Consider the following 25305-nt stretch of genomic DNA (forward strand, 5'->3'; position numbering starts at 1 on the left):
TTTCTAGTTTTTATTCGTCAAATAAGATAAATTCGCGATATTTTTGAGATAAGATGGATAGAATGATATTGAGTCCAATCATGTTAGTACAGTTTTCTGATATAGGGCTTGGAACGTTGCTAATTTCGTAAAACAACTGATAATTCGAATAATCAGTTAAAAAATTCTTTCCAAAAGATGTGACAGAACAAATTGGAATTTTGTTAATATTAAGGAATTTAACAGTGTTTTGAATCGATTCTGTATTTCCACCTAGAGAAGCAATAAAAACTAGGTCATTTTGGGTTAAAGTTTGACTAATAATTTCAAAAGAAGTCTCTCCAGAAATTAAAAAGTTAGGTCTATTTGATAAAAATAATTCATTTGAGAAGTCTTTTGAATAGTTATTTTGTGTGAATCCAGTAGCATAAATTAGGATATTTTTTGCGTTTTTCATTTGAGACAATAATGGTTGAAAATTTACTTGTTCAGCATACTGAAATGTTTTATCGATATTTTGTCGAATATTATCGACAAGGTCAAAAGGTGCCACTATAGCTTTGTTTAAATCTTGTTCAATTGCATATTTCATTTCAGAAAAACCTTTATAGTTTAATTTTTGAGCTAATCTTGATATTGAACTCTTTGAAGATAAGACTTTTTCAGCAAAATCAACAGCTGATAGGTTAACGACTTCTTGTTTATGATTTTGGATATAATAAATGATTTCTTTTTCACTAACTGACAAAGATTCGAAATATACTTGTATATGTTGATCAAAGTTCAAAATAACTCCTCCTTTTGCATAATAGTATTATACAACAAAAAAAGAGGAATGCTCCTCTTTTAGTTTTTGATGTGATATATTAATGCTTCATAAGGATTTAATGTAATATTTTGAGTTAATTGATTACTCGAATCTTTATAATTGGATAAAAGTAGTTTGAATTCATCATTGTAAACATCCTCTGGACAAGTATAGTTAATTTTATAAGGAGAAAACGAGCAAATCACTAATAATGTTTCATCCTTATATTTTCGTGTGTAACTATAAATATCAGAATCATTTTCGTTGATTAACTGATAATCTCCATGAACAATAACTTTATACTCTTTTCTTAATTGAATCAATTTTTTATAGTGATAAAAGATTGAGTTTTTATCTTCTAAAGCATCTTTTACATTAATGATATCATTATCATGAGAGTAATTAATCCAAGGTTTTGCATCAGAAAAACCGTAATTTTTAGAATTATCCCAAGGCATAGGAGTTCTAGCATTATCTCTTGATTTTAAGTAGATTGCTTTATTGATGTATTCTTCTGATTCCCCATTTTCTTTCATCTCTTGATAAAAATATTTTGTTTCAATATCTTTATATTCATCGATTGAAGAAAACGGAACATTTTTCATGCCGATTTCTTCTCCTTGAAAAATATATGGAGTTCCTTTCATCATATGTAGTAAGCTTCCTAACATCTTTCCAGATTCAATTCTATATTCATTATCATTACCAAAACGTGTAACAGCACGTGGTTGATCGTGATTGCTCCAGTACAACGAGTTCCATCCATCTTTAAGTTGGTATTGCCATTCACTAAGAGTAGCTTTTAAATCACTTAATTTGAAACGAACATCCGAAAATTTACCATATTTACCATAGTCGAGATGCATGTGGTCAAAATGGAACACCATGTTTAATTCTTCTCTTTCAGGTTGTGTATATAGTTTTGCTTGCTCACTGTTTGTATTTGGAGTTTCACCAACTGTTAAAATATCATATTTGCTTAAAACTTCTTGATTCATTTCATGAAGAAATTCATGAACTCTAGGCCCATTTGATGCACCAGCATAGTATGATTTAGTATATGCTAAAGAGGGGTCTTCGGGATAGTCTTGACGTTTACTGATTAGACTGATAACATCCATTCTAAATCCATCGATACCAAATTCAAACCAGTCTTTCATCATATCATAAATATGTTCTCTAACTTTAGGATTTTCCCAATTTAAATCTGGTTGTTCTTTTGCAAAGCAGTGTAGGTAATACTGATTTCGACTTTCTACATATTCCCATGCAGGACCTCCAAAAGTAGCTCCCCAGCTATTAGGAGCAGAACCGTCTTCTTTTGGATCTTTCCAAATGTAAAAATCAGCATAGTCGTTATCTGTATTCTCTTTAGATTTTAAAAACCATTCATGTTTATCACTTGTATGATTTACAACAAGATCAAGAATAATTTTAATTCCCATATTATGAGCAGCATCTAGTAAAGATTTGAATTCATCAATTGTCCCATATGAAGATAACGTTTTTTTATAATCACTTATATCGTATCCATTATCTATAAGGGGGGATTCAAAAATCGGGTTTAACCAAATCACATCAATACCTAGATTAGATAGATAAGGTAATTTTTCTTTAATTCCGTTAAAATCACCGATACCATCATCATTTGAATCTTTAAAACTTTGTGGATATACTTGATAAACAACACTTTCTTTCCACCATTCATTACTCATTATTCATCCTCCATATCTATTTCTTGATTATTAAAATACTCATTAACATAAATGATTTGTTGTTGGCCTTCGTTAATAGCTGTATCAATTTGTTCTTTCGTAATTTTATTGTCAGTTAGACTTAGAAGAAGTGTCATGACAACTGGTACATTCATCCCAGTTATAATGTGAATATTAGGATTGTTAATAAATTTGATGAAGGCTTGATTTACTGAACCACCTAACAAATCAGTAAAAATAATAGCTTCATCATTGTCTTTTAAGGATTCTAAAGCAATATCAATTTCATCTTCTACAGGAACGTTAGATGTGTAGGCAGAGATTGCCGTGATATCTTTTATACTTGGAATAATATATTGAATAGTGTCTTTTAAGCCATCTGCTAGATTAGAATGACTAGCAAAAATTATTTTTCGCATTTTTTTCCTCCTAAACTGTTAATACACCGAAAAATGATAGTACTAGTGAGATTCCAATCACTAAGAAAATAATGGAAGTAACACTCATCTTTTTGTTGGCGATAATTTTATAAATCAATATTGTTAACGCAACAGGTAATAATGCTGGCATGATTTTATCTAGAATTTCAGTTTGTATAGGCATTTCCACATCTCCAGTTTTAAAGACAATCCCTGTATTTATTTTTACAACTGATGGGATTAGTGCACCAACCACTGTTAGTCCCATAACAGAAGCTGCTTCTGTAAATACAGACAGTTTATCACCTAGAGATGTTATCAGTTTAAGACCTGAATCGTAACCAATTGAAAATAGTTTAATACGGAAGAAGACGAAGAAAATATTAAAAAGTAACCAAATAATAGCACCTGTTGGATTTCCTTCTAACCCCATGTAAGCCGCGATTGATCCCATAATAGTAGGATATAGAACCCAAATTAAAGTGTCCCCAATCCCGGCTAAAGGCCCCATCATCCCTGTTTTAAATGCTTGGACAGTTTCCAAAGAATCGGTACCATCTTTTTCTTCCATTGCTAAACTAGCTCCAAGGATAATATTTGCCATCCATGTTGTTGTATTAAAATACTTGTAATGATTATTAAGTGATGCTACATAATCATCGTCATCTGGATATATTTTTCTTAATGATTTTTCTAATCCAAAAACAATGGCAGGTCCTTGTTGTGTTTGGTAATTAAAAATATTACAAGCACTGAACATGTATCTAATTGCCGCTTTATTGATATCTTTTTTAGTTAATACTAATTCTTCATTACTCATCAAATTCATCTCCTTCATCAAAGTCAACTGATTCATTATTGACACTAGCAACTGATTTTTTCATGTTAGTAGTGAAGAAATAGTATGCCAATGCAAATCCTAATAATGAAATACCAAATATTGGCATTTTAAGGTATGCAGAGAATATGAAACCAATAATAAGCATAGTTAAATATTTTTTGGCTGGCATTACTTGTAATAATAATGCGATACCAACAACTGGCAGCATGTTGCCTGCTATTGATAAGCCATCTGTAAACCATTGTGGCACAACGTCTAAAATAACATTTACAATTTTATCACCGAAAATGACACATAAAGCTGTTGGTATGGCTGTTGATAGACCAAAAATTAGTGGACCAACCATGAGTATGTGATTCATTTTTTTGAATTTTCTTTCGTTCAATGCTTTTTGAGCAGCTTGAGCAACGTATGAATTTAATATTTTAGCTAATACATCTAGTTGAATTCCTAACATACCAACGGGAACCCCTACAGCTAATGCCACAGCTTTTGCTTCTTCTATATTGTTAGTTGTTCTGATGGCAACATAGATACCAACTAGCGCAGCAAGCCCCCAGTTAGGAACAGAGGAACCTCCAATATTTGCAACTCCTAAAGCCATTAATTGGAATGTACCTCCAATAACCATGGCAGTTTGCATGTCTCCCATAATTAATCCAGCAAATAGTGCTACCATTATTGGGAACCAAGTAACAATAACTAATCCTTGTTGATCTATAACCATCCAGAAAGAAAGCAGGATGATTAGTAGTCCTTGTATAATCTCCATGTCAATAATCTCCTTCTAATGTTACTTAATATATTTTTCTAATGGTTCTTCATTATCACTAGGAACGAAATGGAATGTGACAGGTATTCCCATCGCTTCTAATTTTTTTAAATCTGCCACTTCTTTTTCATCGACAGAGACCATTTTTTTTACCGTTTCTTTATTTTCACCATCAAACATGATTCCTATATTTACTTTAGGAATTTTTACGCCACCTTCACTCAGCTTAATAAGTGTTTCAGGTTCTTTAACAATTAAAAATACATTATGATTATCATATTTTCCTGCATTAAAATTTGTTATGGCAGTTTGAGTGTCAATGATTGACATTCCTGTACCAGCTGGTTTACTCATTCTCATTGCCGCTTTTTGCGTTTCATCTTTACTAATCTGATCGTCAACCACCATCAATCTTTTTGCCTTAACAGCTCCGGCCCATTGTGTGACAACTATTCCATGAATTAATCTTTGATCTATTCTTGCTAATACTAATGACATATAAATCTCTCCTTTGTTTTCGTTTACAAAAAAAGTATATGTCTAGTGTTACATAGATACAACGCTTTCAAGTGAGTATGGTCAATCGTTTCAAGTATTGGTCTGCGTGCCAAAGTAATGGGCAAATTCCCATAAATAAAAAGCACTCGATTTTGAGTGCTTTTTATTTCTTTAATCTAATATGTCTAGAAAAATATAAAGCTAGTTGTAAATATAATGTATAGTCTTTTTCAGATAAAGAATGAGATAAAAAAAGTGAGTCTATTTTTTCAATTCGATATAACAGTGTATTACGATGTATAAACAATTCTCGTGATGTGCTAGCAATATTTTGATTATTAGCAAGATAGCTATCTAGTGTTTCTAGTAATTGGCTGTCTCTTTTCTTATCTACCTCAATTATTGAACCAAGATAGTGCTCTACAAATAGTTGTGCAGATAATTCATCAACTCGCTTTGTTATAAAGAGATCAAAAAAGTAATCGTCTGGATAGTAAATTGGCTGGCCTTTTTTTGTTTTGAATGCCATTAATTGTTTTGCAACATCATAACTTTTTTGAATTTCTGAAATTGATTCATTTGTTCCCACAAAAAAAGAAATACTAGTTTTTTCAATATGCATTTAAGAGATTATTTAAATCATACACACATCCAGAATACTTTGATATGGCATATATAGGGCCGAAAAAAGATTGTGATAAGCATTGGGCGATATTTCAAGAAATGAACATAGAAGATAAATAAAAACTCTATGACTTAGGAATGTTTTCTAAGTCATAGAGTTTTTACAATTCTCCTGTTAGAAACTGTGCTTTACCAAATGCAAAGCTCCAATCTTCATCAGCATTAACAACTAAGTTAATCATAATATCTTCTTTTCGAATACCTAATTCATCATTTAAAGCAGTCACCAAATTGTGGTAAAACTGTTTTTTTTGTTCAGTTGTTCTGGGGCGAGTAATAAGACTAAATAGAAGAACATCTTTTGTTCGTTCAAATCCTAAACCAGTATCTAATATTTGCATTTCATATGGTTCGTGTTGGTTGACTATTTGGTATCTATCTCCTACAGGTGCATCAAAGGCTTCTAACATTACTTTATATGAAATATCTAAAATTGCTTGAATATCTTCTGGCGCGCGACCTTTAATCATATCTATTTTCATTAATGGCATAAATTTTATTCTCCTCTTAACTTAATTAAGGAAAGTATCTCAAAAATTTACAATTAAATCAATAAAAACACCTTGAGTTAACTAAAATATAACAAATAAATAACTATATTATATTTAATAATAGTCAATTGATAAAGAATTTAAATAATATAGAGTTGATTAAATATAAAAGTAATTGTTATTTTATTATCAATTTCAGTTCGTAAATAGTGGTTTATCTAGTAAAAATAACTATACCTATTGTAAATGAGAAAAAAAATAGTCATAATGAGAAAAACTTAATAAAAAATAAACAATATTCTCATTGTATTATTGTTATTAAATAATAAAAGGGGTAGGTAAATGAAAAAGTCGGTTGTTAAAAAATCTGCAGTACTTATGAGTAGCTTATTATTGTTGTCCACGCCAATTTTAGATGCAACAATTGTATTGGCACAAGAAAATGAGAAAACTAGCGACAAGCAAACAGGGAAAAAGCAGATAGAAGAGAGTTTGAAGAAGTATTTATTGGAGGAAAATGCTTCTGCAAATAAAGCGTATTCTAAAGACTTTTACGCTAGAGTCAATGAACAATTAAAAAAAGATGGGTTAATACAGGAAAAATCATCAGAAACAACAGTCGATAATAGTCAGCGTATTAGAGTATTAATTCAACTTGATAAAGAAGTAGCTGTTGATCATGTTGATTTACCAACAGGCTCTAAGTCTTCTGTTCAATCAATTGAAAAAGCAACAGAAAAAGTAGTAAAAAAACAATCGTCTTTAAAAACTAAAATTGAAAAAATATCCGGTTCTCAAGCTAAACGATCGTTTGGTTATTTATTAAATGGTTTTTCAATTGATGTCAAAGTAGGCGATATTGAAAAAATTGAAGCGTTACAAGGTGTCATTTCAGTCACACCAGCTCAAGTCTTTTATCCAACAGATACGCATGCGAATGCTATTGCTGAAGTTCAAAAGGTCTGGGAAGAAAGAAAACTTCATGGTGAAGGAATGGTCATCTCAATTATTGATAGTGGGATTGATCCGAGTCATAAAGATTTGTTTTTGTCTCATCCAGAGAGTGGAATGTTAAAAAAGGATAGTATTAACAAAATGGATAAGGGCTCTTATTTTAGTGAAAAAGTTCCATTTGGTTATAACTACGCAGACGGTAGTGATGATATCGTCGATGTGGGTGATGCTGGGATGCACGGTCAACACGTTGCAGGAATTGCAGCATCAAATGGTGATGTAAAAGGAGTGGCACCAGAAGCACAATTACTTGCGATGAAAGTTTTTTCAAATAATAAAAACATTCGAGGCTGTTACAGTGATGATGTCATTGCTGCGATTGAGGATTCTGTCAAATTAGGGGCAGACGTTATTAACATGAGTTTGGGTTCCGTTAGTGCTAACACCGATCCAGAAGATCCACAAAATCAAGCCATTAAACGAGCGAGTGATGCGGGGGTTATTTCAGTTATTTCTGCTGGGAATAACAGTGTTAGTGGAACAAATGACATGCATGATACACCAAAAAATTTACTTGATACATCAGATATGAGTACTGTTGGAAGTCCTGGTGTAACGACAGAGGCATTAACAGTTGCTTCATCTGAAAATTCGATTGTGACAATGGAAACGCTACAGGATAAATTAGGACATGCTGTTTTCAATTCAGTACCTGAACTAACAGATGGATCTACCACTATTTTTAGTAAAGTAGAAACAAATTATGATGTGTTAAATAGTGAGCGTCAATTAGTTGACGTAGGTCTTGGACGAAAAGAAGACTACACAGACGATATTAAGAAAGTACTTAAAGGAAATATCGCTTTAATTAAACGTGGTGAAATTTCTTTTACCAATAAAGCAAGATTAGCTAAAGAAAATGGAGCTGTTGCTGCTTTTATCTATAATAATACAGATGGTGTCGTTCAAATGTCTCTAGAAGATGCTGAATACCCAACGATTGGTCTATCTGATGTAGATGGAGAGGTACTACTTCAAGTCGCTAAAGATAAAAAGCCTGTTGCTTTTACGCTTGGTAAGGCGGAAGTTGATAACAAAATGTATGGTAAAATGTCTGATTTTAGCTCATGGGGACCAACACCTGAATTGAATTTTAAACCAGAAATTTCAGCACCAGGTGGAAATATCTACTCATTAGCTAATGGTAATAAATATCAAACAATGAGCGGAACAAGTATGGCATCACCATTTGTCGCAGGGTCACAGGCATTGATTTTACAAGCAATTAAAGAGAAAAAATTAAATTTAAGTGGAAAAGAATTAGTAAAATTTGCAAAAGACTCAGCTATCAGTACTTCTGTGCCAATGCTTGATGTGGCACATACGAAAGAAATTATTTCACCTAGACGTCAAGGTGCTGGTGAAATAAATGTGGCTTCAGCTATTGAAAATGAAGTGAGTCTTCATTACGCACCAACTAAAGATTCAACCATTGCATTAAAAGAAATTGGTCGTACAACAACTATCAATGTCACATTAACAAATCATGGAAACAAAGAAAAAGAGTTTACTATTAATGATTTTGGTGGTGTATACACTCAAGCAACAGATGCTAATAAAGAAATCTATGATACAAAGATTGAAAAAGCATCTCTGTCAACAGATAAACAAACCATTAAACTTGCAGCTGGAGAAAGTAAAGAAGTAGTATTCCAGTTAAGTTTACCTTACTCTTTTGAAGAGCAACAATTCGTGGAAGGATTTATTGGTTTTGATGGAGTAGATACACCAAATCTTGTGATACCTTACATGGGATTTTTTGGTAAATACTCAACTGGACACACAATTGATCCGTTAATTTACCAAGATGGACATAGTGCTCCTACTGCGTCAGGTTTTCTAGCAAGTAATAATAACTTTATTTTAGGAATGCTTAAAGATGATCAAGGTCAATCAGTTGTTTCTCCTGATGCGATGGCCATCTCTCCTCAAAATGAAGATAACATTCAAGATTACAGTATTCCTTATCTATTTTTCAATCGTAATTTTGCTAAGGCGACTTATGATATTGTAGATGATAAAGGGGAAACGATAAAAGAGTTATATATTGCTAAAAATGGACGAAAAGATTTTTACAATACAAGTTCTGGAAAATGGACAACTCATGTCGTATCTCAAGCAAAATGGTCAGGAACTCAATACGATAAAAAATCAGGAAAAGAAGAAGTAGTTCCAGATGGTCGTTATCAATATAAAGTTACGGTATCATCACAAAATGATAACTCCGATCAAGTAACGTATATCCCTGTCACAGTCGATAACACAAAACCTAAGATAGAAAAAGTTGAGGTAACAAAATCAGGAAAACTATTAGTAGATGCAAGTGATAAGTTATCGGGGATTAAGCAAGACGTTGTAGCATTAAGCGTCAACGGTAAGAATTACAAAGTAGCACTTAGACAGATACCAAAAGGTGAGGAAAATGCAGGGAAATATGAAACGGTTCAAAAAATTTCAAGTGTCTTTTCACCAGGGAAAAATCAAATAATTCTTGCATTGAGTGATCATGCAGGTAACGTTGAGTTTTCTTCAACAATCGAAGAACAAGGGAACCAAGATAATTTATTAATTTACAACGTGTCTCCAAATCAAACCATTAGCCAAAATACAGTAGGGTATAACAAAGAGGACAGTACGTTTACTTTAATAGGAAGTTATGCAAAAGATACGTTACTTTATGTGGATGGTATAGAGGTTAAAACATCAAATAAAGGATTATTTGAAGTGAAGGTTCCAATTACTAAAGACAAGACGGATTTTAACTTTACTTTAGACAAAGAAGGAAATGAACCTTTAGGGATATTACCTATAAAAGTAGATATCGAAGCACCAATTATTCAAGTGCAGGACTTGACAGATGGTGTCATTAATACAACAAAAAATAATTATACAGTAACTGGACAGATAACAGATGCAAAAGAAGCTGTTATATATGATCCCAAAGAAGACGTTTCGATGCCACTTACATTAGATAATGGGGCATTTTCATATGATTTATCGCTTGTTTACGGGGATAATTTATACTTTGTTATTGCTGCTGACGATGCTGGTAATGAAACCGTTCAACAAGTTGTTATTCACTCATCTGGTACGATAAAATTAGATGATACTTTCATTAAATTTGATAATATCGAATCAAGTTTATCTATTATTAATACAGAGAGTCCTGGCTATGATAAGGAAAATAAAGTGTTAACCATAACAGGTAAATTAGCTTATCCAGTTAAACAGTTTACATTAAATGGAGAGAAAGTTGATTATGATCCAACGACATTAGCGTTTAGCTACCAAATGAAAAATATTTCAACAGGTTCTTATCGATTAACTGCTTATGCACAAGATGATGATTTAAATAATGGTCGACCTGTTGTTAATTATGGCTATACGATTTGGGTAGATGACAAATTACCAACGTTAACGTTAGATAATGTGGAACAAGATGAGTCAGGAAAACTTGTAGGGTTTACTAATCATAATCCATATGTAGTAAAAGCAACGATTACAGATAACTTAGCTGGGTATAACTTAAGTATCAATCATAATCACGTTCATACTGATTCAGATTATGATGTGTTTAATGAAGCATTTTTTGCTAATCGACCTGCTGTTGATGTAGCATATAAAGTAAAAATATTACCAGAAGAAACATCAAAAATGACAGCAACACTAACAGATTTAGTTGGGAATAAACAACAGTTAGATTTTGATATTAATCATCATAAAGATGAGTCTATTAGTGCGCCAGAGATTACGTCCAATGAAACATCATTAACCAATAAACCAATTATTCTAACACCAAAAAATAAAGAGTCTGTCATTAAACATGCTGGGAAATTCAGTGCGCCAGAGTTATATTATTCAACTGATCAAAACACTTGGACACTTGTGCCAGATACGATAACAGTCAGTCAAAATGGCGATTATTTCTTTAAATACAGTGACAAATATGGTAATGAATCTCCAGTGACTCAAACAGTAATTCAAAATATTCGTTCTGAAATTAAAGCTCTCCCAACTGTCTCATTAAGCTCATATGGAGGAAAAGAAAAGCAAGTAACAGTTACTTTAGGTATGACGGCAAAGGATGAGCATACAAGTATTAAGTATAGTTTGGACGAAGGAAAAACATGGGAAGATTATAAAGATGCCTTTGTTGTTACAAAAAATAGTGTGTTACAAGTGAAAACAGTTGATACAGCATCTAATGAAAGTCCAGTATTTTCTGAAAATATTATGGTAAAACCATCATCTGTCGAAACGACTGATAGTGGTACACAAACAGATTTGCCAACTAAAAAAGAAGATGAATTAACGGAGGATAATGATAAAAAGGGAACAGACTCTGATGATAAATCAAAAGAGGAAAAACCACCTTTTGAAAAAAATAAAGATAACTCAGAAAAAGATAAAGAAGATAAAAAATCTGAAAATAGCGTGATATCGCAAGCACCTATTGGATTTATTGATGGAAATGTAAATAAATATAGTGCTAAATCAAATCAATCATCAACACAAAATACGCAACAAGGATCCAAAGCAACAAAAGCATTACCTAAAACTGGAGAAGTAGAGAATAAAAAAGTATTCATTTTAGGATTGTTAATGTTGTCATTACTTGCTATTAGCTGGTTTGGTAAACATAGAAAAGATAAAAAAAATAGTTAATACATCAAAAAGAAGAAGGATGGGAATTCCTTCTTCTTTTTTAATACTTTGCAAATAATCTAGCATAAAATGAGAGTCTTATGTGTTATTGTGGTATAGTTATATCATAAAATACTATAAAAGTGGGGAAGATGTCTTTATGATAAAAGCAGTTGTTAAACAAATTGGTGAGCATTCAATGGATGCAAAAGATGAAATGATTATTTTATTTGGAGAAAAAGTAACAAATGAATTAGAAAAATTTTCTGTTATTCAAACAATTGAAACAGATGAACCGTTTAACATTGAAGTTGGTGGGACTATTTCTTTTGATGATCAAGAGTACCATGTTGTAAAAATTGGTCCTATAGCTAACAGACAATTAGACTCTATGGGCCATGTTTCATTAATGTTTAAAAGTCCAGAAGGAATGGATGAATTATCTAACGCTATCTATTTAGAACCATATACATTCCCTGTCATTAATGAAGGGACTATTATTACATATCGTTAGGGGGAAAGTAGTTGAAAGTAAAAAAAGAAGGAAATACCAAATCTTTATTTTATCGTTTATTTTTAAATAATAAACTTATCACTGGGTTAATGGTTATATTGCTTGTATTATTGATATTATTAGTGTTTACACAAGTATCAAACTTATTTACACCAGTTGCACAATTTTTAGGTATTGTTGGTGTGCCAATCATTATATCGGGATTATTATATTATTTATTAAATCCAGTCGTAAATTTTTTTGAGAGACGTGGTATTAAGCGTGTTTATACGATAAGTGCTCTTTTTATTACCATTCTAGGTTTAATTATTTGGGGAATTGTCATCTTGATTCCTAAAATTGAATATCAGACCAAAAGTTTTGTCACAGAATGGCCTCATTATTGGGATATTATTGAACAAAAGACGACAGAATTTTTAGCTCTCCCAGCTTTAAGTGAGTTTAGTGAACCATTTGAAAAATATTTTAATGAATTAACAACATCTATTAGTAGTTTAGCTAAAACTATTTCAAAAACAACGTTTAATAGTCTTGGTAATATTGTGGGAGCTGTTGCGAATGTTGTTGTTACTACAATTACTGTTCCGTTTATTTTATTTTATTTATTAAAAGATGGAAAACAACTTGTACCATACATTACACCTGTAATACCAACTAAAATGAGAAAACCAACGCTTAAAGTGTTGGAAGATATTAATAAGCAATTATCTTCTTATGTTAGAGGTCAAGTGACAGTTGCCTTTGCAGTAGCTGTTATGTTTATGATTGGTTTTAGTGTAATAGGATTGGAATATAGTGTGACGTTAGGTATCTTGGCTGGTGTACTAAATCTCATTCCTTATATTGGTTCAGCTTTAGCAACTATCCCAGCAATTGTTTTAGCGTTGGTAAATGGTCCTAAGATGTTAATAGCTGTGATTATTGTTTTTGTTTTGGAACAAACAATTGAAGGTAGAGTCGTATCGCCACTTGTTTTAGGTAGTCAATTAGATATTCATCCTATTACCATTATTTTTGTATTATTATCAGCTGGTAAACTATTTGGTGTACTGGGCGTTATCTTAGGGATTCCTGGATATGCGGCCATTAAAGTTATCGCAATCCATTTATTTACTTGGTACAAGGAAGTGTCAGGATTATATGAAGAAGAAAAAGAGGATACAACTTTAGTGTAATAAAAAAGTCACCAATTAATGATATTGGTGGCTTTTTTCTATTGTTAAAGAGATTTTAAAATTTATGACAGTATTTTTCACATTTAGTTACAAAAAGAGTCATAAATAAATGATTTAATAAGAGTGCTCTTAGCTAAGAAATATTTTAAAGAATTTTTAAACGTAATATGTCATTCATCAAATTTATATGAGTTGTTTCTTTAATTTTAATTTGTTATTAAACTAATCAAAAAGTATTTTTTAAATGATTAAATATAATTAAAATGATAACAATTCGGTCATAATTTGTGGAAAATATCGATGTTTTAGATAAATCCATTTATAAGAATAATGTAACTTTGGATGGGTAAGTTTATGGACATGAATACTTTTGGGCAATTCATTAAGTAAAAATTCTGGAACAAAACTGATACATTGTTTAGTCTTTATAAGTTGTAAAAGTAATTTAACATCTGTACAGCTTGTTATTTGTTTTTTGCTATTAGTAGTAAGATTTAACCAAATAACAAGATCCTTATAAAGTTCTTCTTCTTTATGCAATGGTAAAATGATATCTTTTGATTGATTAAGAATTTCATTCATTGTCCAATGTTTGTCATAGTTCTCAGAGTAAACGAGGTAAACAGGAACCGTTTCTTTGTGAGCTATAGTATATTCTTCTTGATCAAGAGTGTAGTGAGTCAAAGCTACATCGATTTGTCTTTCATCCAGCATTTCTTTTAATGTGAATTGATCATTTTGAAAAAAATTGAGTTTAATATCAGGATATTTTTTTAAATAGTCTTTAATGTTTGTATATAATACTGTAGATAAGAGTGAATCCACTCCGATGTTAAGGGAGCCTAGAGTTCCTACTGTACTATCGTGAATACGTTGTTTCGCTAAGTTGATTTGGGCAATAATAGATAACGCCTCGTTATACATAATACGACCACTAGGGGTAAGATGATGTTGTTTTTTGTGACGTTCAACTAAAATGGTCCCTAATTCAGTTTCTAATTGTTTAAGCATTTGACTTAATGCTGATTGAGCAATATTTAATTTTTTAGCAGCGTCGGAAATCGTATTTGCTTCGGCAATTGCAACAAAATAAGTTAGCTGTCTTATGTCCATGTGATTTCCTCCTTCCTGATTATAAAATAATTAAAAAATGAGATTATTCTAATGATATCAAAAAAAGAGATAAACGTCATTACTAAATTAAATAGAAAATAAATTTCTTTGTCATTGTACAATTAATAAATAATAATGGAGTGTTTAAAATGGAAATTAAAGAAAAAAAAGAAGAAAAAGTTATTCATAATATTGTAAAGAGTATCGAAAAAATGGATAAGCATTTAGATGATATAAAACAAGAAGGAAAATTGACACAAACAAGGTTAAAGGAATGGTTTTTTGAAAAAGAAGTATTATATGATATTAGACATATACTACATGAAATTGACAAATATGATGGCTATAATCTAAATAAAATTCAACCAATCGATGAAAATTTTTTGGAACTTGGCTTAGATTCAGAAACGGCTTCTTTTATGAGGGATTACTTTGGTTAAAATAAAAAAGATGAACTTGATGATGTAATCAAGTTCATCTTTTTTATTATAATAATTCTTTTTCTCTATACCATTGATCAGGTTCCCAAACCCATGAACGTCCATCGTTTTCAAGTAAGTCGAAGGCTTCTTTAGGTCCCATCGTCCTAGCAGGATACGTTGGGATGTTAGAATTGTCCTTGTCCCATACATGTTTAATAACATCGACAATTTTCCATGATGCTGCTACTTCATCCCAATGAGTGAAGTTAGTGGCATCTCCTTTTAGGCAGTCTAAAAGTAATTTTTCATATGCTTCAGGACTGTTTTCTAATGTTTCACTTGAGTGACGGTAATTTAGTTTAACAGGATCCATTGCAAAGCCTGATCCGATTTCTTTTCCATTTAATGTTAAAGAAAATCCTTCAGTAGGCTGGATATAAATGGTTAAAATATTTTCAGGAATATCTTCTGTTTGATCTGCTGAACGGAATACGTTAATTGGTGTTGTTTTAAAGACAATATTAATACGTGTTCCTTTTTCAGTTAGACGTTTCCCAGTACGAATATAAAAAGGAACACCTGCCCAACGAAACGTATCAATCATTAATTTTCCGGCCACAAATGTTTCAGTTGAAGAGGTAGGGTCGACATCTTTTTCTTCATGATACCCTGGGAATTGATTACTACCAAGATGACCTTTAGAATATTGTCCTCGTACAAAATTTTCTTTGACTTCTTTTTCGTTGTAGATACGAATAGATTCTAATGCACTAATCTTTTCAGTTCGAATGGCGTGATCAGAAAAGATGGTTGGTGGTTCCATAGCTAAAAGGGCGACTATTTGTAGAATATGATTTTGTACCATATCCTTTAATGCACCACTCTTATCATAATACCCTCCGCGCTCTTCTACACCTAAAGATTCTGCCAACGTGATTTGAACATTATCAATATAGTAGTGATTCCATAACGATTCAAAAATATTATTTCCAAAACGAATGGCAGAAATATTTTGAACCATCTCTTTTCCTAAGTAATGATCAATACGGAAAATCTGATCTTCAGTAAATGCGGCAGAAATAGAATCATTTAATTCTTTTGCTGTTTGATAATCTGTTCCAAATGGTTTTTCGATAATCAAACGGTTGAAACCATTCTCACTTAAAATATGCTCAGATTTAATGTGTTGAGCAATTGTTCCAAAGAAACTTGGTGCCATAGCTAGGTAAAATACACGATTACCATCCAATTGGTAAGTATCATCTAGTTCACTAGCAAGTTTTTCAAGAGTGACATACTCTTGTGTGTTGGTAACATTATGTGCTTGATAATAAAAATGTGATGTAAAAGAATCAAGTTCTTTTGGGGTAGGATTTAATTCTTGAATACTGTCTGTTACGACTTCTCTAAAGTGCTCATTTGTCCATTCGCGACGAGCTGTTCCTATAACAGCAAAATGTTTGTTGATAGCTCTTTTACGAAATAAACGAAAAAGAGACGGATAAAGTTTTCTTTTAGCTAAATCTCCAGTTCCCCCAAAGATGATGAATAATGCTTTATTGTCTTGTGTCATCTTATTTCCTACTTTCCTAACAATATATCTGAATAATCTTATTATTGGTCTTATTTTACTTGTAAAAGACGGACAAATCAATAAATTAGAGTTTTATGAGAATCTTTTTTACTTAATCGCCATGATAAGATAAACAGTATTTTTATGATATAATTGATTAAAAACATATGAGAGGTTGATAATATGATAAATACGTTTACTGAAAAGTACACAATTCCTTATTATGATTGTGATGCTGAAGGGTTATTAAAAGTTCCAACACTGATAAAGATGATGATACGTACTTCTGGTAATCAAAGTGATTCTTTAGGTGTTAATGAGATGTTACTTCAAAGTTTTAATATCAATTGGATTATTACTGAACATGATTTAACCATACATTCTTTACCAGTTTCTGGAGATGATGTTTTTATAACGACTCAAGCTGAAAGTTATAATAAATATTTTTGTTATCGAAAATTTTGGTTACACGATAAAAAAAACAATGAATTGGCTTTTATGGAGTCAACCTTTGCACTAATGGACAATACCACCAGAAAAGTTCATGCCGTTCCAGATGAGGTTATTTTACCATTTCAATCTGAAAAAACAAAACGAATAAAACGTGGAGAAAAAATTCCAACATTACAATCGGAATCAATCAATCGCTCGTTTGGTGTGAGTTTTTGGGACATTGATGATAATCATCATGTTAATAATGCCACCTACCCTGCTTGGATGATGGATAGTATGTCTTATGATTTTTTGATTAGTCATGTTCCAAGTCGAGTAATCATTAAATTTAATAAAGAAATTCGCTATGGGGAAGCAGTGGATAGCTATATTGAGGAAATAGATGATAATAAAACACTTCATCAAATAAAATCTGGTACAGATATATGTGCAGATGGTTTGATAAAGTGGGAAATACGATAGTTTTATGATCAGGATAAATGAAATTTGCATATTGAGTTAAAATCGTTCACACTTAAATAAACTAAATAAAAAGGAGTTGCAAAATTTTGATTGAATTTCAAAATGTATCGAAAATTTATAAAGGAAATAAAAAGGCAGTATCTGACATAAATTTATCATTTGGGGATGGTGAATTTATTTGTTTTATCGGAACAAGTGGTAGCGGTAAAACCACTGCAATGCGTATGGTTAATCGTATGATTGAACCAACATCAGGAAAGATTTTAATTGATGGAAAAGATATCACAAAAGAAAATCCTGTTGATTTAAGACGTAGTATTGGATATGTCATCCAAAATATTGGCTTATTACCTCATATGACAATCCGAGAAAATATTACATTGGTACCGAAATTATTAAAATGGCCAGAAGAAGAACGTGATGAAATCGCTGAAAGATTGATTACATTAGTTGAATTGCCAAAAGAAATGTTGGATAGATATCCAAGTGAATTATCTGGAGGTCAACAACAGCGTATCGGTGTTATAAGAGCTTTAGCAGCTGACCAAAATATTATCTTGATGGACGAACCATTTGGAGCACTTGACCCAATTACTCGTGATTCTTTACAAGACTTTGTTAAGGAACTTCAAGAAAAGATGGGTAAGACGATTGTCTTTGTTACTCATGATATGGATGAGGCTTTAAAATTGGCTACAAAGATTGTTGTCATGAGTCACGGTAAAGTTGTTCAATGTGATACCCCAGAAAATATTTTACGAAACCCAGCTAATGATTTCGTTCGTGAGTTGATAGGAGAAGAACGTTTGATGCATAGCCAACAAGATTTTATTACAGTTGGTGAAGTGATGATGAAACGAGCTATTTCCATTACGCCAGAAAAATCATTATCTCAAGCGATTCGTTTGATGCGTGAAAAACGAGTAGATACTTTACTTGTTGTTGACGGAAATAACGTATTAAAGGGATTTATTGATGTGGAATCAATAAATGATAAGCGTGGGTATTCAACTAGCGTTGGAGATATTATGGAACTGGATGTGTTTTACATTAAACAAACAGCTTTACTAAGAGATGCGATTCAACGTATTTTAAAACGTGGGCTTAAATATGTTCCTGTTGTTGATGACAATAAAAAATTAGTTGGCATTTTAACACGTTCTTCTCTAGTGGACATGGTTTATGATACGATTTGGGGAGAAGAGGAATCATCAGCCGATGATACTCCAGTGGAAAAGGAGGAAGCATAATGAATACCTTTTTATTGGAGAATGGAAACGAATTAGTTGTTAAGACAATTGAACATATTTATATTTCAGGCATTGCGCTATTATTAGGGATTATTGTAGCCGTTCCTCTAGGTATTGCATTGACGCGAACCAATAGACTAGCTAATATTATCATTGGCTTGGCTAGTGTATTACAAACGATACCATCTTTAGCTTTACTTACGATGTTTATTCCATTATTTGGTGTAGGAAAAGCAACGGCTGTTGTGGCTCTATTCATTTATTCCCTCTTACCTATTCTAAGAAATACGTATCTGGGCATTAAGGGAGTTGACCCAAATATGGTGGATGCAGCAAAAGGTATGGGAATGACAGATTTTGAGCAAATACGTTTAGTAGAAATTCCACTTGCTTTACCAACTATCATGCGTGGCATTCGTTTAGGGACAGTTTATGTTATCGCTTGGGCAACGCTTGCGTCTTATATTGGTGGTGGAGGACTGGGAGATTTAATTTTTAGTGGTTTGAATCTTTATAAACCAGATTTAATTATAGGTGGTACTATACCAGTTGTTTTACTCGCTTTAATCAGTGATTTTTTATTAGGTTTACTTGAGAAAAAATTGTCTCCAAAGATGAAGGAGGCAAGTAATTAAATGAAAACTAAAAGAAATAAACTAGTATTATTTTTAATTGTTGGACTATTATTTTTGACTGGATGTGAATTACCTGGTTTAGGTGGAGGAAAAGGTGATAATCAAACCATTCGTGTTGGTTCCTTAGCGACTACTGAAAACCAAATTTTAGCTAATTTGGTCAAAGAAATGATTGAACATTATACAGATGATAAGGTCGTTCTTATCAATAATTTGGGAACAAGTACAGTGGCACACAATGCGATGGTGAATGGAGATATTGATATTTCTGCAGGTCGCTATACAGGGACAGATTTAAGTGGAACATTAAATTTGCCCGCTGAAAAAGATCCAGAAAAAGCGTTTGATATTGTTTCAGAAGAATTTAACAAGCGATATCATCAAACATGGTTACCTTCTTATGGATTCGCTAATACTTATGCTTTTATGGTATCAAAAGAAACAGCTGAAAAATATAATTTGAAAAAAATTAGTGATTTGAAGAATGTAGCCGATCAATTAACAGCTGGTGTTGATACTTCTTGGATGAAGCGTGATGGAGATGGTTACAAAGCATTTTCTGATACTTATGATGTTGATTTTAAAAAAGTTTATCCTATGCAAATTGGTCTTGTGTATGATGCAGTTGCTGCTGGTAAGATGGATGTTGTCTTAGGGTACTCTACAGATGGACGTATCGCAAGTTATGATTTAGTTGTGTTAGAAGATGATTTGAGATTCTTTCCACCTTATGATGGTAGTATTGTGATTGATAATGATGTGATGAATAAAAATCCAAAATTAAAAGAAGCATTGCTTAAATTGTCTGGGAAAATAGATACAAAGACCATGCAAAGACTCAATTACGAAGCAGATAATAATCTATTAGAACCTGAAACAGTCGCAAAAAAATTTTTACGAGAAAATAACTTTTTTGAGGGGGAAAAATAATGCAAGATATGAATATAATGCAACAGTTCTTTTATTATTTACAAAACAATAGTGGTTATGTTCTCTCTCAATTTGTTAGACATTTTCTTATTTCAATTTACGGTGTCTTTTTTGCGGCAATTGTGGGTATCCCTATTGGAATTTTTATTGCAAAAAAGAAACATTTAGCTGATTGGGTGATTGGAGCTGCCAATGTTATTCAAACTGTTCCATCACTGGCAATGGTCTCTTTATTAATGCTTGCCTTTGGTTTAGGGGTGAATACGGTTATTATTACGGTATTTTTATATTCTCTCTTACCAATTATTTCTAATACTTATACAGGCATGACACAAGTCGATAAAGACATACTTGATGCAGGAAAAGGAATGGGAATGACGTCTTTCCAACGTTTATGGATGATTGAATTGCCATTGTCTATTTCTGTCTTGATGGCAGGAATTAGAAATGCCCTTGTCGTAGCAATAGGTATTACAGCAATTGGATCATTTGTTGGAGCTGGTGGTTTAGGAGATATTATTATCCGTGGAACAAACGCGACTGATGGAACGGCTATTATTTTGGTTGGGGCATTACCAACAGCTTTAATGGCGATTGTCACAGATTGGGTACTAGGATTGGTGGAAAAACGACTGGATCCAGCTGGAAAACTAGTTGGTGCGTCAACGGCAGTAGAAGGAAAAGACACACCATAAATAATTTAAAGAAAAATTAACTTGTCTTTCATTGTTTCTAGGTGTAATTTAGAAAAAATGAAGCAAGTTTTTTATTAGGGGGAAAGTCAGTGAGACAATTTAAAAAATCGTCAAAATTAGATTATGTTAGCTATGATGTAAGAGGTCCTGTATTAGAAGAGGCAGATAGAATGACAGCTAGAGGGATTGATGTATTAAAATTAAATACTGGAAATCCTGCTGCGTTTGGCTTTAAAGCTCCTGATGAAATTATTCATGATTTAATAACCAATGCTAGAGAATCTGAAGGCTATTCAGATTCAAAGGGAATTTTTTCGGCACGAAAAGCGATTCAACAATACTGCCAATTAAAAAAAATACCAAATGTTACGATTAATGACATCTATACTGGAAATGGTGTTAGTGAATTAATTACATTATCTATGCAAGCCTTGATTGATAATGGTGATGAAGTGCTTGTTCCAATGCCAGATTATCCATTATGGACAGCAGCGATTACTTTATCAGGAGGTCGAGCTGTACATTACGTATGTGATGAACAGGCTGATTGGTATCCTGATATTGATGATATAAAAAGCAAAATTACGCCAAAAACTAAAGGGATTGTGTTGATTAATCCTAATAATCCAACTGGAGCTCTTTATCCAAAAGAGTTATTATTAGAAATTGTAAAAGTAGCAAGAGAACATGAACTAATTATTTATTCAGATGAAATTTACGACCGATTAGTGATGGATGGTTTAGAGCATGTATCTATTGCTAGTTTGGCTCCTGATTTATGCGTTGTAACGTTTAATGGGTTATCTAAATCTCATCGTGTTGCTGGATTTCGATGTGGTTGGATGGTCATTAGTGGTGAGAAGAAACATGTTCAAGGATATATTGAAGGAATCAACATGTTAGCTTCCATGCGACTTTGTTCAAATGTATTATCTCAGCAAATTATTCAGACTGCTTTAGGTGGTCATCAAAGTGTGGACCAATTACTATTACCTGGTGGTCGAATTTATGAGCAACGTGAGTTTATTACGGAGGCTTTGAATGCCATTCCTGGTATAACAGTAAAAAAACCACAAGCAGCCTTTTACATTTTCCCAAAACTAGATATACAAAAATTTAATATCCGCGATGATGAAAAATTTGTGTTAGATTTTTTACATGAACATCAAATTTTATTGGTTCATGGAAAAGGATTTAATATGTCTACTCCAGATCATTTTAGAATTGTTTATTTACCGGAAATGGAAGAACTAAAAAAAGCAACGTTGAGTTTAGAAACATTTTTATCGACATACAGACAGAAATAAAAAGTAGCTAGCCTAACAGGCTAACTACTTTTTTAATCTTTATTTCTTTTTAATCTCTTTTTTACTCACGACGATTCGACCTAAATACTTATCTTTTAATTCATCATCGGGATTATTGACTTCAATTAAAACAGAATTCTCATATTCTTTTTCAATGATGCCTTCATAGCGTCCACCTTGCCATTTAAAGAACACTTTTTCTTTAGTATCCATACTAATCTCTCCCATATCATCCAAAAATAAAAAGCATAGTAATAATATTTCTGTATTATAACATTAAACTTTCTAAATGTGGAATAAAAACCCTTTTATTTTTCTTCTATTATTCATAAAAAAATATACAGTCCATTAATAAACGAAGTGTTTATGAAATATCTAGACCAATTATTGACTAATGAATTAAATAATGATAATTTTAAGATATACAAGAAAAGAAAGAAGTGTTAGCAATGAAAAAAGTAATCTACGCTGATAAATTTTTTTTGGCAAGTGGAGAAGTCGGACCAGGCTATTTGGAAATAAATGATCATGTTTTTGGAAACGTTACAAAAGAGAGCCCTAATGAGTATGATGAGTTAATTGATTTATCTGGTAAATGGGTAGCACCAGGACTGGTAGATACTCATATTCATGGTTTTAAGAACCATGATGTCATGGATAACGATGCTGACGGATTAAAAGTCATGTCAGAAGCCCTTTTATCATGCGGAGTGACTTCTTTTTTACCAACAACATTGACGTCTGATCACAAGAGATTAAAAGAAGTGGCGACAACAATTGGTAAAGTAAAAAATCAAGTCGATGGAGCTAAAATCCAAGGGATTTATTTTGAAGGTCCGTTTTTCACGGAAGAACATAAAGGAGCTCAAAATCCTGGTTACTTTTCAGACCCAAGTATTGAAGTATTTCATGAATGGCAAGACGCTTCTGGTGGCATGATTAAAAAAATAGCATTGGCTCCTGAAAGAGAAGGCGTAAAAGAATTTGTTCGACAAGTGACAAATGAAGGAGTTGTTGTGTCTCTTGGTCACAGTAATGCCACACTTGCTCAAGCTAAAGAAGTAGTTGAGTCAGGTGCAAGTGTCTTTGTTCATACTTATAATGGTATGCGCGGTTTAAATCACCGAGAGCCAGGAATGGTAGGAGCAGCCCTTAGTTTGGAACATGTTTTTTCAGAATTGATTTGTGATGGCCATCATGTTCATCCTGCAGCTGCTGAAATTTTAATGGATTCAACTGGTCGAGATCATGTGGCACTAATCACTGATTGTATGATGGCTGGAGGAATGCCTGATGGAGAATATATGTTGGGTGAATTTAAAGTGACGGTTAAAGATGGCACTGCCAGAATGCAAGAGGGAAATCTAGCTGGTAGTATTTTGAAATTAAAAGAAGCTGTTAAAAACGTGGTAGAGTGGGGGATTGCGACACCTTCTGAAGCCATTATGATGGCAAGTTATGTTCCCGCTGTTAGTTGTAAAATAGATGACGTATGTGGCATGATTAAGCCAGGTCGTGCGGCTGACTTTATTGTTTTAGACAAATCATTAAATTTAGAAGCAACTTATCTAGACGGTGAATGCCGTTATGAAGTACAATAAAATAAGTGAAACGGTAGAGTTTTCTACCGTTTTTTTATTCAAGAAAAAGGAGACGAAGTTTAATGAATAAAGAACGAATGAACCGTGTGTTACAAGAGATGGAACGACAACAGTTACCCCAATTAATCGTATCGGATCAGGCATCAATTACCTACTTGACAGGACAATCCATTGATCCAGGAGAACGTTTAGTTGCTTTAATTATTAGAGAAGATGGCCACCATGTAGCTGTGATAAACAGATTGTTTCCTGTTTCTGAAGAATCATTAGGAATGCCAATTATTTTTGTTGATGATACTGATAAAGGAATGGGTGTTTTAACATTAGCTAAAGAACTAGATTCTAACAAACCAATAGCAGTTGAAAAAAATTGGGCAGCTCATTTTTTATTAGATATTATGAAAGAATTAGATGCACCAATTAGTCAATATACGTTAAGTTCCAATGTCATTGATAAAGTGAGAGCAGTTAAAACTGAAGAAGAAATAGAAAAAATGTTAGAAGTCTCTCATGATAATGATTTGGCAATGAATCAATTAATTGGTTTAATTCCAGAAGAATTAACTGAATTAAACATGACGGAACGATTAGAAAAAATTTATCATAAATTAGGTAATGACGGCTTCTCATTTGAACCAATTGTTGCTTATGGTGCTAATGGAGCTGATCCGCATCATATGAATGACGATTCAAAGGTAAAACCTGGTGATAGCATTATTTTAGATATCGGTGGTGTGAAAAATGGCTATTGTTCTGATATGACGCGAACTGTTTTTTATAAAGAGGTATCTGATAAAAGCCGTGATGTATACGAAACGGTACTTGAAGCAAATAAGCGAGCAATTGAAACAGTTAAACCTGGCGTTCGTTTATGCGATATTGACGCAGCGGCAAGAGATTATATTGACTCAAAAGGATATGGCGAGTACTTTACTCATAGGACAGGACATTTTATCGGTACAGAGGTACATGAGGCTGGAGATGTGTCAGCAAGTAATACAGATATAGTTGAAGAAGGAATGATTTTCTCAATTGAACCTGGTATTTATATTTCTGGAGAAGTTGGTGTTCGAATTGAAGATTTAGTTGTCGTAACAAAAGATGGCTGTAAGATTTTAAATGAGTATCCAAAAGAATTAATTGTAATAGATTAAATGTGATTAAAACTATGAATTGGAGGAATAAGCTTCAGTTCATAGTTTTTATTATTATGATTAGGTGAATTGATTAGATAACGATATCATTTTTTATAAAATAAAAATGTTCTTAGTTTAATTAGTTTTTCTAATGTCATTATTTATTTTTTCGTT

At 32.4% G+C, this 25305-nt stretch carries 23 protein-coding genes; 12 read left to right on the forward strand and 11 right to left on the reverse strand.

Annotation, left to right across the window (positions count from 1 at the left end):
* Positions 1-10 precede the first annotated feature (10 nt).
* The 8 genes from G314FT_RS05365 to G314FT_RS05400 form a co-directional block, all read right to left on the reverse strand.
* Positions 11-766, reverse strand: coding sequence for a MurR/RpiR family transcriptional regulator (locus G314FT_RS05365; RefSeq protein ID WP_257699264.1), 756 nt, complete (start codon positions 764-766; stop codon positions 11-13).
* Positions 767-825: 59 nt separating this feature from the next.
* Positions 826-2502: a glycoside hydrolase family 13 protein gene (locus G314FT_RS05370; RefSeq protein ID WP_257699266.1), complete on the reverse strand. Its 1677-nt coding sequence runs from the start codon at positions 2500-2502 to the stop codon at positions 826-828.
* A complete protein-coding gene (locus G314FT_RS05375) occupies positions 2502-2921 on the reverse strand; it encodes a PTS sugar transporter subunit IIA (protein ID WP_257699268.1) in 420 nt (139 codons plus the stop codon). Before G314FT_RS05375 ends, G314FT_RS05370 begins: the two co-directional genes overlap by 1 nt.
* Before the next feature lie 10 nt (positions 2922-2931).
* Complete coding sequence (locus G314FT_RS05380; protein WP_257699270.1) at positions 2932-3741, reverse strand: PTS system mannose/fructose/sorbose family transporter subunit IID; 810 nt, start codon at positions 3739-3741, stop codon at positions 2932-2934.
* Positions 3734-4534: a PTS mannose/fructose/sorbose/N-acetylgalactosamine transporter subunit IIC gene (locus tag G314FT_RS05385; protein ID WP_257699272.1), complete on the reverse strand. Its 801-nt coding sequence runs from the start codon at positions 4532-4534 to the stop codon at positions 3734-3736. The genes G314FT_RS05380 and G314FT_RS05385 overlap by 8 nt, the downstream gene beginning before the upstream one ends.
* Before the next feature lie 21 nt (positions 4535-4555).
* Positions 4556-5032, reverse strand: coding sequence for a PTS sugar transporter subunit IIB (locus tag G314FT_RS05390; RefSeq protein ID WP_257699273.1), 477 nt, complete (start codon positions 5030-5032; stop codon positions 4556-4558).
* A gap of 163 nt (positions 5033-5195) precedes the next feature.
* A complete protein-coding gene (locus G314FT_RS05395) occupies positions 5196-5654 on the reverse strand; it encodes a helix-turn-helix domain-containing protein (RefSeq protein WP_257699274.1) in 459 nt (152 codons plus the stop codon).
* Positions 5655-5817: 163 nt separating this feature from the next.
* Positions 5818-6207: a tautomerase family protein gene (locus G314FT_RS05400; protein ID WP_257699276.1), complete on the reverse strand. Its 390-nt coding sequence runs from the start codon at positions 6205-6207 to the stop codon at positions 5818-5820.
* 342 nt (positions 6208-6549) lie between these two features.
* Here G314FT_RS05400 and G314FT_RS05405 point away from each other — a divergent pair, with 342 nt between their 5' ends.
* The 3 genes from G314FT_RS05405 to G314FT_RS05415 all read left to right on the forward strand — a co-directional run bounded on the left by G314FT_RS05405 (position 6550) and on the right by G314FT_RS05415 (position 13554).
* Entirely contained in the window at positions 6550-11886 is a 5337-nt protein-coding gene (locus tag G314FT_RS05405) for a S8 family serine peptidase (RefSeq protein ID WP_257699278.1), read from the forward strand.
* A 139-nt stretch (positions 11887-12025) separates the two neighbouring features.
* Positions 12026-12379 (forward strand): PTS glucitol/sorbitol transporter subunit IIA, encoded by a 354-nt coding sequence (locus tag G314FT_RS05410; protein ID WP_117973158.1) that lies wholly within the window; start codon positions 12026-12028, stop codon positions 12377-12379.
* Between the two features lie 11 nt (positions 12380-12390).
* Positions 12391-13554, forward strand: coding sequence for an AI-2E family transporter (locus tag G314FT_RS05415; RefSeq protein ID WP_257699283.1), 1164 nt, complete (start codon positions 12391-12393; stop codon positions 13552-13554).
* 258 nt (positions 13555-13812) lie between these two features.
* Here the strand turns inward: G314FT_RS05415 and G314FT_RS05420 are convergent, their stop codons facing one another.
* Entirely contained in the window at positions 13813-14667 is an 855-nt protein-coding gene (locus tag G314FT_RS05420) for a LysR family transcriptional regulator (RefSeq protein WP_257699285.1), read from the reverse strand.
* Positions 14668-14816: 149 nt separating this feature from the next.
* Here G314FT_RS05420 and G314FT_RS05425 point away from each other — a divergent pair, with 149 nt between their 5' ends.
* Positions 14817-15107, forward strand: coding sequence for a hypothetical protein (locus tag G314FT_RS05425; RefSeq protein ID WP_257699286.1), 291 nt, complete (start codon positions 14817-14819; stop codon positions 15105-15107).
* 46 nt (positions 15108-15153) lie between these two features.
* Here the strand turns inward: G314FT_RS05425 and zwf are convergent, their stop codons facing one another.
* Positions 15154-16662 (reverse strand): glucose-6-phosphate dehydrogenase, encoded by a 1509-nt coding sequence (gene zwf / locus G314FT_RS05430; RefSeq protein WP_257699288.1) that lies wholly within the window; start codon positions 16660-16662, stop codon positions 15154-15156.
* 183 nt (positions 16663-16845) lie between these two features.
* Between zwf and G314FT_RS05435 the strand changes: the two genes are divergently transcribed.
* The 6 genes from G314FT_RS05435 to G314FT_RS05460 all read left to right on the forward strand — a co-directional run bounded on the left by G314FT_RS05435 (position 16846) and on the right by G314FT_RS05460 (position 22394).
* Positions 16846-17577, forward strand: a complete 732-nt coding sequence (locus G314FT_RS05435; protein WP_257699290.1) for an acyl-[acyl-carrier-protein] thioesterase — start codon at positions 16846-16848, stop codon at positions 17575-17577.
* An 86-nt stretch (positions 17578-17663) separates the two neighbouring features.
* A complete protein-coding gene (locus tag G314FT_RS05440; protein WP_257699291.1) occupies positions 17664-18827 on the forward strand; it encodes a betaine/proline/choline family ABC transporter ATP-binding protein in 1164 nt (387 codons plus the stop codon).
* On the forward strand, positions 18827-19462 hold the full coding sequence (locus G314FT_RS05445; protein WP_257699292.1) for an ABC transporter permease: 636 nt from the start codon (positions 18827-18829) through the stop codon (positions 19460-19462). Before G314FT_RS05440 ends, G314FT_RS05445 begins: the two co-directional genes overlap by 1 nt.
* Positions 19463-20392, forward strand: coding sequence for an osmoprotectant ABC transporter substrate-binding protein (locus G314FT_RS05450; RefSeq protein ID WP_257699293.1), 930 nt, complete (start codon positions 19463-19465; stop codon positions 20390-20392).
* Entirely contained in the window at positions 20392-21087 is a 696-nt protein-coding gene (locus tag G314FT_RS05455) for an ABC transporter permease (protein ID WP_279348150.1), read from the forward strand. The genes G314FT_RS05450 and G314FT_RS05455 overlap by 1 nt, the downstream gene beginning before the upstream one ends.
* 89 nt (positions 21088-21176) lie before the next feature.
* Positions 21177-22394: a pyridoxal phosphate-dependent aminotransferase gene (locus G314FT_RS05460; protein ID WP_257699295.1), complete on the forward strand. Its 1218-nt coding sequence runs from the start codon at positions 21177-21179 to the stop codon at positions 22392-22394.
* A 39-nt stretch (positions 22395-22433) separates the two neighbouring features.
* On the opposite strand, the gene G314FT_RS05465 is transcribed toward G314FT_RS05460, so the two are convergent.
* Positions 22434-22607 (reverse strand): DUF2187 domain-containing protein, encoded by a 174-nt coding sequence (locus G314FT_RS05465; protein WP_257699296.1) that lies wholly within the window; start codon positions 22605-22607, stop codon positions 22434-22436.
* Positions 22608-22843: 236 nt separating this feature from the next.
* Between G314FT_RS05465 and nagA the strand changes: the two genes are divergently transcribed.
* Together nagA and G314FT_RS05475 are read left to right on the forward strand one after the other, a co-directional pair.
* Positions 22844-23995 carry an N-acetylglucosamine-6-phosphate deacetylase gene (gene nagA / locus G314FT_RS05470; RefSeq protein WP_257699298.1) on the forward strand — a complete coding sequence of 384 codons (1152 nt, stop codon included), beginning with the start codon at positions 22844-22846 and terminating at the stop codon, positions 23993-23995.
* Between the two features lie 62 nt (positions 23996-24057).
* Complete coding sequence (locus tag G314FT_RS05475; protein WP_257699299.1) at positions 24058-25149, forward strand: M24 family metallopeptidase; 1092 nt, start codon at positions 24058-24060, stop codon at positions 25147-25149.
* Positions 25150-25305: the final 156 nt, after the last annotated feature.

It is taken from the genome of Vagococcus luciliae (genome assembly GCF_024637875.1).
Lineage (GTDB): Bacteria > Bacillota > Bacilli > Lactobacillales > Vagococcaceae > Vagococcus > Vagococcus luciliae.